Source organism: Paraburkholderia sp. NMBU_R16 (assembly GCF_013282575.1).
Classification (GTDB): domain Bacteria; phylum Pseudomonadota; class Gammaproteobacteria; order Burkholderiales; family Burkholderiaceae; genus Trinickia.
In genome coordinates, this window is the sequence record NZ_JAAAYE010000036.1 from 17,178 (window position 1) to 28,588 (window position 11,411).

The following is an 11,411-nucleotide window of genomic DNA, read 5'->3' on the forward strand; positions in this document are numbered from 1 at the left end:
ACGCCGTGAATGCGCAACGCGCAATCGCCATCTGGCTTGCGCTGGCCGCGCTGGCGGGCATCGTATTCGTCGCCGCGCTGACGCTCGGCAGCGTGAGCGTCTCGCCGCTGCGCGCGTTGGGCGCGCTTGCCCATTCCGGCTCGGCGGGCGCCGATACGATCGACGAAATCGTGCGCAGTCTTCGTCTGCCGCGCGCACTCGCGGGGTTCGCGTGCGGTGCTTTGCTCGCGCTGGCCGGTGCGCTGCTGCAGGTGCTGCTGCGCAATCCGCTCGCCGAACCGTACGTGCTCGGCGTATCGGGCGGCGCGGCCGTGTTCGCGATCGCTGCGTTGCTCGCGGGCACGGCGTGGTGGCTCGTCGATGCGGCTGCGTTCGCGGGGGCCTTGTTCACCATCGCGCTCGTGCTCGGCTTCGCCCGCCGGGCGCTCGCCCGCGGCGAGCCGCAAGAGGCGTCGCCGCGGCTCTTGCTCACCGGCGTCGTACTCGCCACGGGCTGGGGGGCCGGTGTCACGCTGCTGCTCACGCTGGCGCCGGACGAGCGGCTGCGCGGAATTCTCTTTTGGCTCGCAGGCGACCTCAACGGCGTGGCCAGCCCGTGGCCCGCGCTAGCGGCGCTCGCGCTCGCGCTGGCCGCGGCCGCACCGGTTGCGCCGCAGCTCAATGTCCTCGCGCGCGGCGAAGCGGTGGCGTTCGCACTGGGCGTGAGCGCCGGACAACTGCGCTTGCGCATCTATCTGGTGGCGTCGCTTGCCACCGCCGCAGCAGTGACGACGGCGGGCACGATAGGCTTTGTCGGCCTCGTGGTGCCGCACGCGTTGCGTCTCGCGTGCGGCAACGATCAGCGCATGCTCGTGCCGGCGAGCGCGCTGGCCGGGGGCCTGTTCGTCATGAGTGCCGATCTGCTCGCGCGCACGGTCGCCGCGCCGGCGCAGTTGCCGGTGGGCGTGATCACGGCATTGTTCGGCGTGCCGCTGTTTCTGTGGATGCTGGCGCGGAGGTCGCGATGACGAGCGCGCGAATGGCCGTTTCGACGCTCGCGGCATACGAGCTTGCGCTCGACGTGGGCGAGCGCGTCTTGCTGGCAGATTTCACGCAGACGTTCGGCGCCAGCGAGCTCTGGTGCGTGGCGGGTCCGAACGGTGCGGGCAAGACGACGCTGCTTTCGACGCTCGCGGGGCTCGTGCCGCCGGCGCGGGGGCGCGTTGCACTCGATGGTGTGCCGATCGGCGATTGGCAGCCGGGCGAGCTCGCGAAACGCCGTGCGCTGATGCCGCAAAACGTGCACGACGCGTTCAGCGCTACGGTGTTCGACATCGTGCTTCTGAACCGTTTTCCGTATCTCGGCGGCTGGGGCTGGGAGACTGAGCGCGATCGCGCCGCCGCACACGCGGCGCTCGACGCGCTTGCGCTTGCCCAACTGGCAGCACGCGACGTACGTTCGCTATCGGGCGGCGAGCGCCAGCGCGTGGCACTCGCCGCCACGCTATGTCAGGATGCGCCGCTGTTGTTGCTCGACGAGCCGCTTGCGCATCTCGACCTGCGTCATCAGATCGACTGTCTGACGTTACTCGCGCACTGGGCCCGGGAAAGTCCGCGCACAGTGATATTTTCCTGTCACGATCTGAACCTCGCGCGTCGCTTCGCGACCCACGCGCTGCTGATGCCCGGTGACGGTACGGCGCAGGCCGGGCCCGTGCGGGACGTGCTCACGCCCGAGCTCGCGAGCCGTGCGTTCGGATACCCGCTCGTGCTGATCGAAGCCGACGGTCATGAGGCGCTCGTGCCCGCGCTGCGTCGACCTGAAATGGAGTCCCCCAAACCTTGAACGCCCCAGTGAATCTGGCCGCATGTCGGCTTATGCCGATTCTTTCGCGAAATCGTTCGCCATCGGCACGATGATTTCGATCGAACCCATAGGAAAGGTATGAACGCCTCCGTTACGTTGCCCGTCGTCGAACCGCTCGACCGCTCGCTCGGCTCCGAACTTCAACGCATCATCGACGGCAAGACCAAGCCGCCCGGCAGCCTTGGCCGGCTCGAAGCGCTCGCATGCCAGATCGGCATGATCCAGCGCACGACGCACCCCACGCTCGCGCGGCCGGCCATGATCGTCTTCGCGGGCGACCACGGCATCGCCGAGGAAGGTGTCAGCCCCTATCCACAGGCGGTCACGGCGCAGATGGTCGCGAACTTTCTCGCCGGAGGCGCGGCGATAAATGCGATCAGCTCGGTGGCCGGGTTCACGTTGGAGGTCGTCAACGCGGGCGTGGCCGCAACGCTCGACGCGTTGCCAGGCCTCGTCGATATTCCCATCGCGCGCGGCACGCGCAACTTCGCACGCGAGTGCGCCATGACGCGCGAGGCGGCCATCGCTGCCATCGCGGCCGGCGCGCAGCGCGTGCGTCACCACGCGGCGCTCGGCACCAACGTGATCGGCTTCGGCGAGATGGGCATCGCGAACACGTCGTCCGCGGCATGCCTGATGAGCCGCCTCGCAGGCGTGCCGATCGACGAGTGCGTCGGCCGGGGCACCGGACTCAACGATGCCGGGCTTGCGCACAAGCGCTGCGTGCTCGGCGCGGCGCTGGCGCGCCACGCAGGCGCGACGCAGCCGCTCGATGTCCTGGCGGCGTTCGGCGGCTTCGAGATCGCGATGATGACGGGCGCCTATCTCGCCGCGGCCGAGGCGAAGATGACGATCCTCGTCGATGGATTCATCGCCACGGCAGCGTTTCTCGTCGCCAACTCGCTCGCGCCGGCGGTGCGCGATTATTGCGTCTTCGCGCATCTGTCGAACGAGGCGGGTCACCGGCGCATGCTGGATGCTTTCGACGCCAAGCCGATTTTGGCGCTCGATATGCGGCTCGGCGAGGGCACGGGCGCTGCGCTTGCCTTGCCGCTCTTGCGCGCGGCGGTCGCGTTTCTCAACGAGATGGCGAGCTTCGAGTCCGCCGGTGTAGCCGGGCGCGGCGACGCCGGCCAATCGGACCGATCGGACCAATCGGGCCTATCCGGCGAGCCGGACGAGCGTCGTAGCGGGCGCGGCACGTCGTGACGCGCCCTGCCGGCGGCCAGGAGGCCGATCGCGTGCGCCGCCTCGATCCGCGCGCCGAGTGGCGCTACCTGTGCGCGGCGCTCGGCTATTTCACGCGCGTGCCGCTACCGTATGGCGTTGGTACCGCGCAGGGCGATCTGGCCGGCGCCATCCGCTACTTCCCGCTCATCGGCGCGTTGGTCGGTGCATTCGGCGCGCTCGTCTACCTGCTGGCGTGGCGTGTTTTCCCGGTGTCGCTGGCCGTACTGCTTTCCATGGCGGCGACGCTGCTGGTAACGGGGGCCTTTCACGAAGACGGGCTGGCCGATTGCTGCGACGGGTTCGGTGGCGGCATGGCGCGCGAGGATGTCCTGCGAATCATGCGCGATCCGCGCATTGGCGCGTTCGGCGCGATCGCGCTGGTCATGACGCTCGCGATCAAATGGCAGGCGCTCGCCGCGCTTCCCCCGCTCGTGGCCGCCTGGCTCATGGTGGCCGCGCATGCGGCCAGCCGCGCGCTCGCGGCGAGTCTGCTCGTCACGCTCGATTACGCGCGAGCCGAAGGCAAGGCGGGCGCTGTCGTGCAGCGCCTGTCCGTACGCGCGTACGGCCTCATCGCTGCACTCGGACTGCCTTGGCTCTTCTGGCCGGACTGGCGCGCCGGGCTTGTCGCGCTGGCCGTAACGGTCGTGCTGCGCATGCTGATGTCGCGCTATTTCCAGCGGCGCATCGGCGGCTATACGGGCGATTGCCTGGGCTTCGCGCAGCAAGTCTTCGAGCTGGCGATCTACCTCGTCGTTCTCGCATGGATCTCGTCCTGATCCGCCATCCGCCGCCGGCTGTCGAGCGCGGCGTCTGCTACGGGCGCACCGACGTTCCGCTCGCCGTCGACGAGCGCGAGGCGGCTGCTGCCATCGTCGCGCGGCTGGCGGCACTCGATGTCCCCCTGCCGCGCTCGCTCGTCACGAGTCCGCTTGTTCGGTGCGCCGGCGTGGCGCGTCAATTGGCGCGCCGCTTCGGCTGCGCCGAGACGGCCGACGCCCGGGTCCAGGAGATCGATTTCGGCGCCTGGGAGCGTCTCAGATGGGATGCCATCGACCGTGCGGCGCTCGACGCCTGGGCTGCCGATTTGCGCCACGCGCGCACGCACGGCGGCGAAAGCGTGGCGCAATTCGGCACACGCGTGGGCGAATGGTTCGAGACATGGAAGCGGGCGAGCCAGTCCGCGGGGGCGGCTCGGCGAGCAAGCAAGGCGCCGACGCTCGTCGTCACGCACGCAGGCGTGATCCGTATGTTGGCCTCGCTCGCACTTGCCGTACCGCTCGAGCGCACACTCGCGTGGCCTGTCGCGATGGCCGGCATCGTTTGGCTCCAAGGGGACGAGGAGGGCGGCGCCTGGCGCGTGATTCGGTGGAATGGATGAGATTTGGCCGTCGACCGGACCGACCGAATCGACCGGATCGATCCGGCCAAGGTGGATTCGCTCAGTGCGAGTCCGAAGCCCGGGCGGCGGCGCCCGAGGCAGGCCGTTTCGCTCGAGCCGTTTCCAGGTCGCGGCACAGCGCATCGATGCCTTCGGCCAGACGCGGTCCCGGCCGGTTGATCAGATCGCCGTCGATGGCGAACAGATTGCCGCGCGCGACGGCAGTCATGTGCGGCCAGGCGCGCCAGCGCGCGAGATCGGGCAGCGGTGCGTCGCGTGAGGGCGCGGTGGCACCCTTGGCCGCCGTGACGATGGCCTCGGGGTTCGCCGCGACGACGGCTTCGACCGACACCGTGGGCACGCGAGCGGCCAGCTCGCCGAATACGTTGCGTCCGCCGCATAGCGCAATGGCGTCACTGACGATATGCGCGCCGTTGAGCGTCAGCAGCGGGCGGTCCCAGACCTGATAGAACACGCTGACCACGGGTCGCGCCGCATAGCGCGCCCGCAGCCGGGCGATTTCGTCGCGATAGCGCTGCGCCGCGGCGCGGGCCGTGCTTTCGGTGCCGAGCAACGTCCCGAGGCGGTCCAGATTCGTCGCGACGTCATCGACCTTGTGCGGCTCGCTGACGAAAAGCGGGATGCCGAGGGCACGCAGCTTATCGAGCTGCCGCGTGTCGTTGCCATGCCGCCACACGACGATGAGCTCGGGCCTGAGCGCGACGATGCGCTCGAGATCGAGGGCGGAATTGCTGCCCACACGCGGCAGCGCGTTGGCTTCGGGCGGATAGTCGCTATAGGACACCGCACCCACGAGCCGTGCTCCGCCGCCGGCCGCATAGACGAGCTCGGTCGTGTGCGGCGCGAGCGAAATGACGCGCGCCGCGGGTTGGGCGAGCGTGACGGTACGGCCCGCGTCGTCGACGACGGAAACGGCCGCGCGCGCGGGCAGCGGCGAACCGGCGGCCCAGGCGAATGCAACGGCAAGAGTCAGCGCTTCGACGAGCTTGCGCATCAGGCGATTCGCGTTCGGCATGGCGCCGTTTTAACGGCGAGCGGAAGACCCGCCACCATCAGCGTGACCTCGGGCGCGAGCGCGGCCACGCGCTGATTGAGCCGGCCGAGCGCATCGACATAGCGGCGGGTCACCGAACCGAGCGGCACCACGCCCAGGCCTATCTCGTTGCTGACGACGATGACGCGTGCACGAACGGTCGCCAGCGCCGCCATGAACGCGTCGATCCGGGCGTCGGCGTCCTCAGTCGCGGGGCCGCATGCTTCGGGCGGACACAGCAGACCGGCGAGCCATAGCGTCAGGCAGTCGACGAGTACACAGGCATCGTCCCCGTCGGCCGCGCGAAGCGCCTCGTCGAGCGCGGCACCGGCTTCGACGAGCCGCCAATGCGCCGGCCGCCGCGCGCGGTGGTGAGCGATACGCTCGCTGAACTCGGCATCGGCGCCGCGGGCCGTTGCGATGTAGATGACGCCGCGGCCGCTGGCCCCGGCGAGGCCCTCGGCATAGGCGCTCTTGCCCGAGCGGGCGCCGCCGAGCACGAAAGTGAGGTCTGGCGTGGTCATCGCGCGATTGTAACGGCATCGCAGGCCCGACATGGTGTCCGGGCGGTTGCCGAGGGGGCTACGGCGCGAACCGATTTGCCGATATCATCGACACCCATACGGGGCCAGACGGCTTCGCAAATCGGGAGCGTTCATGACGGTAATCGTGGTGGCCAACCCCAAGGGCGGGGTGGGCAAGAGCACGTTGTCGACCAATCTGGCCGGCTCGTTCGCGGCAAACGGGGAATGGGTTGCGCTCGCGGACCTGGACCGGCAGCAATCGGCCCAATCGTGGCTGGCGTTGCGGCCCGGTGGCCTGCCGCCCATCGAGAGCTGGGCGGTCGATCCCGATGCCCCCGCCAAGCCGCCGCGCGGCCTCGAGTGGGCCGTCGTCGATACGCCGGCCGGATTGCACGGCAATCGTCTCGTGAGTGCGCTCGAACTCGCGGACAAGGTCATCGTGCCGCTGCAGCCGTCGATGTTCGACATTCTCGCCACACAGCATTTCCTCGAACGGCTCGCGAAGGAGAAGGCCGTGCGCAAGGGCGCCATCGAAGTCGGCGTCGTCGGGATGCGCGTGGACGCGCGCACGCGCTCGGCGGACCAATTGCACCGCTTCGTGGAGGGGCTCGATCTGCCGGTGCTGGGATTTTTGCGCGATACGCAGAACTACGTGCAATTGGCCGCGCACGGACTCACGCTATGGGACGTGGCAAAAAGCCGCGTCGAGAAAGACCTCGAGCAGTGGGAACCCATCGTCGCCTGGGCGGCTCGCTGACGGTTGCCGGCGCGAGACGCCCGTGCGCAGCACGCGATGCGCTCTGCGCGCAGCCGCCGGGTGCGTCAGCTCCAGCTTTGCACGGGCACCTGCGCCCGGCTGCCCTTGATCTTGTTGCGCTCGTCGACGAACACGAGTTTCGGCTCCCAGCCGGCCGCCCGGTCCGCCTCGTCGACCATCGCGAAGGCGGCGATGATGACGAGATCCCCGAGCTGGGCCCGCCGCGCGGCCGAGCCGTTCAGCGAGATCATGCCGCTGCCGCGCTCGCCGCGAATCGCGTAGGTCGAGAACCGCTCGCCGTTGTTGACGTTCCAGATGTCGATGCGTTCGTTCTCGACGATATCGGCCGCATCGAGCAGATCCTCGTCGATCGCGCAGGAGCCTTCGTAATGCAGCTCGCAGTGCGTGACGACGGCGCGATGAATCTTCGATTTGAGCAAATGGCGCTGCATGGTCGTTTCCTCTGACGTGCGCGGCAACTCACGGGTGCCGCTTCAGATTTCCAGGTTGTCGATGAGACGTGTGGCGCCGAGCTTCGCCGCGGCCAGCACGACGAGGGGCGCATCGGTTTCGTGAGGGGCGGGCGCGATGAGATCCGCGCGCTTGCGCACGGCCACGTAATCGGGTTGCCAGCCGCGTGCGGCGAGGCTCGCCATCGCGTCGCGCTCGAGCCGCTTGAAATCGCGCTCGCCGGTATGCACGGCATCGCGCAGGCGGGCGAGCGTGACGGCGAGCATCGGCGCTTCGCCGCGCTCCGCCTCGGTCAGATAGCGGTTGCGGGAGCTGAGCGCGAGCCCATCCGCGTCGCGCACCGTTTCGGCCGCGACGATGTCGGTCTGCAGCGCGAACTGATGGCACATGCGTCGCACGATCATGAGCTGCTGGTAGTCCTTCTTGCCGAATACGGCCACCCGCGGTTGCACGCAGGCCATCAGCTTCATGACGACCGTGCATACGCCCGTGAAAAAGCCGGGCCGGAATTCGCCCTCGAGGATGTCGCCGAGGTCGTGCGGCGGATGCACGCGATATTCCTGCGGCTCGGGATACATGTCGCGCTCGGTCGGCGCGAACAGCACGTAGACGTTTTCCTTTTGCAGCTTGTCGATGTCGGCTTCGAGGGTGCGCGGGTACTTGTCGAAGTCCTCGTTCGGGCCGAACTGCAGCCGGTTGACGAAGATGCTCGCGACGACCGGGTCGCCATGCTGACGCGCGAGACGCATCAGCGAGAGATGTCCCTCGTGCAGATTGCCCATGGTCGGCACGAAAGCCGTACGGTTCTGTCCGCGCAACTGGTCGCGCAATTCCTGGATCGAGCTGATGACTTTCATGATGGACCGGGGTTGAAGCGCGGCGAGGCGCGTGGACTGCAACAGGGCGCCGATTGTAGAGGATTCGACGAGGCGCAGTAGCTAAAAGAGCGGATCCTCCAGGGCACCGTGGCGCCGTTCGGCGCTACGCCGGCAGATACGCCAGCCGCACGTAGATCGGCGCGAACGGTTCGGCTTGCGTGATCTCGATCAGCGATTCGCGCGACAGCTCGAGCATGGCGATGAAGTTGACGACGACGACGGGCACGCCGCGCGAGACGTCGAACAGCTCGGCGAACTCCATGAAGCGCGCGTTTTGCAGCCGCCGCAGGATCAGGCTCATATGCTCGCGTACGGAGAGCTCCTCGCGCGAAATCTTGTGATGCGCGACGAGCTTGGCCCGCTTGAGCACATCGGCCCAGGCCGCGCGCAGATCGTCGATGACGACGTCTGGAAAGCGCGGCGCCATGCTCTGCTCGATATAGACGTCGGCCCGCAGAAAATCCCGCCCGAGCTGAGGCAACTGATCGATGCGCTGCGCGGCGAGTTTGATCCGTTCGTACTCGAGCAGGCGCCGCACGAGCTCGGCGCGCGGATCCTCCGCTTCCTCGCCCGTATCCGCTTTCTTCACCGGCAACAGCATGCGCGACTTGATCTCGATCAGCATCGCGGCCATCAGCAGATACTCGGACGCGAGTTCGAGGTTCGTCTGGCGCAGTTGTTCGACGTAGCCGAGATATTGCACCGTGACATCGGCCATCGGTATATCGAGTACGTTGAAGTTCTGCTTGCGGATCAGATAGAGCAGCAGATCCAGCGGACCTTCGAACGTTTCGAGAAAGACCTCGAGCGCGTCCGGCGGAATATAGAGGTCCTGCGGCAGCTTGAAGAGCGGCTCGCCGTAAAGACGCGCGAATGCCACGCCGTCGATGGTGTCGGGCGTGGTATCGGTGGCCGGCGCGGCGAGCGCCGAGACCGGCTCTCGCGAGCGCGTGGCCTCGTCGGCGGGGTTCACGCGGCGGGCGCTCAGAAGTTCTGGTAGTAGACGTACGGCGTTTGCTTGACGCCCGCAGCCTGCTGGCGCGCCCGCTCCTCGAGATCGAGCGGCTGCTTGTCCCACAGGAGCGCGCGGCCGCGGCGCTGCTCTTCCTCGAGCGTCGGCTGTTGCTGCTTGAGCTGGTTCAGGAACTGCGTGATATCCGATTGATACATGGCTCGTCGATCGTGGAAAATAGGGGCACATCGGTGCGGCGAGCACCGTCTCTCGCAAACCGGGATTTTAGCGCATGCCACCGTAGGCGGAACATCGCGGGCGTCATGGCGTCAAAACCGCGCGCGCGGCGGACTCGCTTTCGCGGTCGCCCGCGAGGCCGCGGCTGTGGTCAAATGAGCGGCCGGCGGCGCGTGCTCGTATGCGCCGCGCGTGAGTTCGTCTTTTCAACGTTGCCGGGAGGCCCCGTTTGCGGGAAGCAGCGATCGACAACCTGTGCTTGACGCGCGCCGCCCGCCGGTGCGCCGGACGCCTTGCCCGCGGCTGGCTCGCGGCGGCTGTCGGGACTCTGCTAGCAGGGCTTGCGTTGCCGGCTTCGGCCAAATATGGCATCGAGATCGATGCGCCGCGCGAACTTCGCAAGCTGCTCAAGGCGCATCTCGACCTCTCCCGTTTTGCCAAGCGCGACGACATCACGGACGATCAATTCGATTTTCTCTTGACGGCGACGCCGCAGCAGGTGCGCGATCTCGCATCCACGGACGGCTATTTTTCACCGGTCGTGCGTACCGATGTCCGCACGGCCGAGGGCAAAAAAAGCGTGATCGTGCATGTCGATCCGGGGCCGCGCACGAACGTCTCGTCGATCGATCTCTCGTTCGCCGGCCCGGTGAAAACGGAAGACCCTTCCCGCGAGAACGCGGCGCGTTTCGCTTTCTCGCTGCACCCGGGCGACCCCTTCACGCAGTCGGGTTGGAGCGATGCCAAATCGGCCGCGCTCAAGGCGCTGCAGGCCCGTCGCTATCTGGGCGCGAAGATCGCTCGCTCTCAGGCGCTCATCGATCCGCGCAAAAAAACGGCGGCGCTTTCCGTCGCGTTCGAGAGCGGTCCGACGTTTACGATGGGTCCGCTCGATGTCTCGGGCGTGCGCCGCTATCCCGAATGGATCGTGACCAACGTCAATCCCATTGCAGTCGGCGAGTTTTATGACACGACTCGAATCGAGGAATTGCAACGGCAATTGCAGAATACGCCGTATTACGCCAGTGTCGCGATCGATGTCGACAGCGACGTCGACAAGCCGCACGAGACGCCGATTCACGTGAAGGTCAGCGAGTATCCGTATAACAGCGTGCGTGGCGGGGTCGGCTACGCGACCGATACGGGCGCGCACGTCCAGGGCGCCTACTCATATCTGAATACGTTCGGGGCCGCCTGGCCGTTTTCGGTACAGGGCCGGCTCGATCAGATCCAGCAATACGGCCAAATCCAGTTGTCGATGCCGCCAGGGCGGCGGGGCTGGGTCAACAGCGCGCTCGCGTCGTACTCGAGCACGAATGTATCGGACACGCGCATCTATAGCGCGCGCATCGGCGTGCAGCGGGCGCGCACGTCGCAGTTCATCGATTACACCTACTCGCTGCAGTACTACGTCGATCGGCTCGATCAGAACGCCGCCAGCCCGAAGACGAGCCACGCGCTCGTACCGCAGTGGTCGTGGACGCGGCGCAATGTCGACGATCCGCTCTTTCCGCATTCGGGCAATCTGCTCCATGCCGAGGCCGGCTTTGCGGTGCGCCACGCGCTCTCGGACGAGACGTTCGTGCGCGGCTATGCGCGCGGCGTACAGTATCTGCCGGTCGGCAAGCGCGACCTCGTGCTTTTTCGCGCGGAACTCGGCGGCGTGTTCACGAGCGGCAGCTCGGCCGATGTGCCGGCATCGCTGCTTTTTCGCGCGGGCGGTTCGAACTCGGTACGCGGCTATGGCTTTCAGAGTATCGGCAACAACGTGTCGGGTTCGGTGCTGCCGACGAAGTACCTCATCACCGGCACGGCCGAGTATCAGCACTGGTTCACGCACGATTGGGGCGCCGCGGTGTTCTATGACATCGGCACGGCCACGGATACCTGGCACGAGCGGACGTTCTTTCCCGGCGTCGGTGTCGGCGCGCGCTGGCGCAGCCCGGTCGGCCCAGTCAACGTCGATCTCGCATATGGCATTCGCAACAAGAGCGTAAGACCGTATCTGACGCTCGGCATCGCCTTTTGAAACGGCCTGAAACCGCATGAAAACCGCATGAAAACCGCATCGATATCGCTTT

General features: G+C 67.3%; 13 protein-coding genes. 7 read left to right on the top strand and 6 right to left on the bottom strand.

From position 1 onward, the window contains the following. Nucleotides 1-5 precede the first annotated feature (5 nt). From GWC77_RS18435 to GWC77_RS18455, 5 genes are all read left to right on the top strand, one after another. Nucleotides 6-1,007 carry an iron ABC transporter permease gene (locus tag GWC77_RS18435; RefSeq protein ID WP_173259343.1) on the top strand — a complete coding sequence of 334 codons (1,002 nt, stop codon included), beginning with the start codon at nucleotides 6-8 and terminating at the stop codon, nucleotides 1,005-1,007. Continuing rightward, nucleotides 1,004-1,825 (top strand): ABC transporter ATP-binding protein, encoded by an 822-nt coding sequence (locus GWC77_RS18440; RefSeq protein WP_173259345.1) that lies wholly within the window; start codon nucleotides 1,004-1,006, stop codon nucleotides 1,823-1,825. Before GWC77_RS18435 ends, GWC77_RS18440 begins: the two co-directional genes overlap by 4 nt. A gap of 99 nt (nucleotides 1,826-1,924) precedes the next feature. Next, on the top strand, nucleotides 1,925-3,055 hold the full coding sequence (gene cobT, locus GWC77_RS18445) for a nicotinate-nucleotide--dimethylbenzimidazole phosphoribosyltransferase (RefSeq protein ID WP_173259347.1): 1,131 nt from the start codon (nucleotides 1,925-1,927) through the stop codon (nucleotides 3,053-3,055). A 32-nt stretch (nucleotides 3,056-3,087) separates the two neighbouring features. Next, nucleotides 3,088-3,855 (top strand): adenosylcobinamide-GDP ribazoletransferase, encoded by a 768-nt coding sequence (locus GWC77_RS18450; protein WP_173259407.1) that lies wholly within the window; start codon nucleotides 3,088-3,090, stop codon nucleotides 3,853-3,855. Next, nucleotides 3,840-4,457 carry a histidine phosphatase family protein gene (locus GWC77_RS18455; RefSeq protein ID WP_173259349.1) on the top strand — a complete coding sequence of 206 codons (618 nt, stop codon included), beginning with the start codon at nucleotides 3,840-3,842 and terminating at the stop codon, nucleotides 4,455-4,457. Before GWC77_RS18450 ends, GWC77_RS18455 begins: the two co-directional genes overlap by 16 nt. Nucleotides 4,458-4,518: 61 nt before the next feature. Here GWC77_RS18455 and GWC77_RS18460 read toward each other — a convergent pair whose 3' ends face one another. Together GWC77_RS18460 and cobU are read right to left on the bottom strand one after the other, a co-directional pair. Beyond that, nucleotides 4,519-5,493, bottom strand: a complete 975-nt coding sequence (locus tag GWC77_RS18460; protein WP_254367027.1) for a cobalamin-binding protein — start codon at nucleotides 5,491-5,493, stop codon at nucleotides 4,519-4,521. Beyond that, nucleotides 5,472-6,035 (bottom strand): bifunctional adenosylcobinamide kinase/adenosylcobinamide-phosphate guanylyltransferase, encoded by a 564-nt coding sequence (cobU, locus tag GWC77_RS18465; RefSeq protein WP_173259351.1) that lies wholly within the window; start codon nucleotides 6,033-6,035, stop codon nucleotides 5,472-5,474. The genes GWC77_RS18460 and cobU overlap by 22 nt, the downstream gene beginning before the upstream one ends. A 133-nt stretch (nucleotides 6,036-6,168) precedes the next feature. Here cobU and GWC77_RS18470 point away from each other — a divergent pair, with 133 nt between their 5' ends. After that, entirely contained in the window at nucleotides 6,169-6,792 is a 624-nt protein-coding gene (locus GWC77_RS18470) for a ParA family protein (protein WP_173259353.1), read from the top strand. Nucleotides 6,793-6,857: 65 nt separating this feature from the next. On the opposite strand, the gene panD is transcribed toward GWC77_RS18470, so the two are convergent. The 4 genes from panD to GWC77_RS18490 all read right to left on the bottom strand — a co-directional run bounded on the left by panD (nucleotide 6,858) and on the right by GWC77_RS18490 (nucleotide 9,311). After that, complete coding sequence (gene panD / locus GWC77_RS18475) at nucleotides 6,858-7,244, bottom strand: aspartate 1-decarboxylase (protein ID WP_173259355.1); 387 nt, start codon at nucleotides 7,242-7,244, stop codon at nucleotides 6,858-6,860. A gap of 42 nt (nucleotides 7,245-7,286) precedes the next feature. Then, nucleotides 7,287-8,120 (bottom strand): pantoate--beta-alanine ligase, encoded by an 834-nt coding sequence (gene panC, locus GWC77_RS18480; protein WP_173259356.1) that lies wholly within the window; start codon nucleotides 8,118-8,120, stop codon nucleotides 7,287-7,289. 124 nt (nucleotides 8,121-8,244) lie between these two features. Beyond that, the gene (locus GWC77_RS18485) at nucleotides 8,245-9,114 is read right to left on the bottom strand and encodes a ScpA family protein (protein ID WP_173259358.1); all 870 of its coding nucleotides are present in this window, start codon (nucleotides 9,112-9,114) and stop codon (nucleotides 8,245-8,247) included. A gap of 11 nt (nucleotides 9,115-9,125) precedes the next feature. Continuing rightward, complete coding sequence (locus GWC77_RS18490) at nucleotides 9,126-9,311, bottom strand: DUF3460 family protein (RefSeq protein ID WP_173259360.1); 186 nt, start codon at nucleotides 9,309-9,311, stop codon at nucleotides 9,126-9,128. A 347-nt stretch (nucleotides 9,312-9,658) separates the two neighbouring features. Between GWC77_RS18490 and GWC77_RS18495 the strand changes: the two genes are divergently transcribed. Next, the gene (locus GWC77_RS18495) at nucleotides 9,659-11,359 is read left to right on the top strand and encodes an autotransporter assembly complex family protein (RefSeq protein WP_254367029.1); all 1,701 of its coding nucleotides are present in this window, start codon (nucleotides 9,659-9,661) and stop codon (nucleotides 11,357-11,359) included. The last annotated feature ends 52 nt before the right edge of the window (nucleotides 11,360-11,411 follow it).

What these genes read in the sequence shown, in the direction of transcription:
- GWC77_RS18440 (WP_173259345.1), top strand. Translation starts at nt 1,004, where the DNA reads ATGACGAGCGCGCGAATGGCCGTTTCGACGCTCGCGGCATACGAGCTT.
- cobT (WP_173259347.1), top strand. Translation starts at nt 1,925, where the DNA reads ATGAACGCCTCCGTTACGTTGCCCGTCGTCGAACCGCTCGACCGCTCG.
- GWC77_RS18455 (WP_173259349.1), top strand. Translation starts at nt 3,840, where the DNA reads ATGGATCTCGTCCTGATCCGCCATCCGCCGCCGGCTGTCGAGCGCGGC.
- GWC77_RS18460 (WP_254367027.1), bottom strand. Translation starts at nt 5,493, where the DNA reads ATGCCGAACGCGAATCGCCTGATGCGCAAGCTCGTCGAAGCGCTGACT.
- cobU (WP_173259351.1), bottom strand. Translation starts at nt 6,035, where the DNA reads ATGACCACGCCAGACCTCACTTTCGTGCTCGGCGGCGCCCGCTCGGGC.
- GWC77_RS18470 (WP_173259353.1), top strand. Translation starts at nt 6,169, where the DNA reads ATGACGGTAATCGTGGTGGCCAACCCCAAGGGCGGGGTGGGCAAGAGC.
- panD (WP_173259355.1), bottom strand. Translation starts at nt 7,244, where the DNA reads ATGCAGCGCCATTTGCTCAAATCGAAGATTCATCGCGCCGTCGTCACG.
- panC (WP_173259356.1), bottom strand. Translation starts at nt 8,120, where the DNA reads ATGAAAGTCATCAGCTCGATCCAGGAATTGCGCGACCAGTTGCGCGGA.
- GWC77_RS18490 (WP_173259360.1), bottom strand. Translation starts at nt 9,311, where the DNA reads ATGTATCAATCGGATATCACGCAGTTCCTGAACCAGCTCAAGCAGCAA.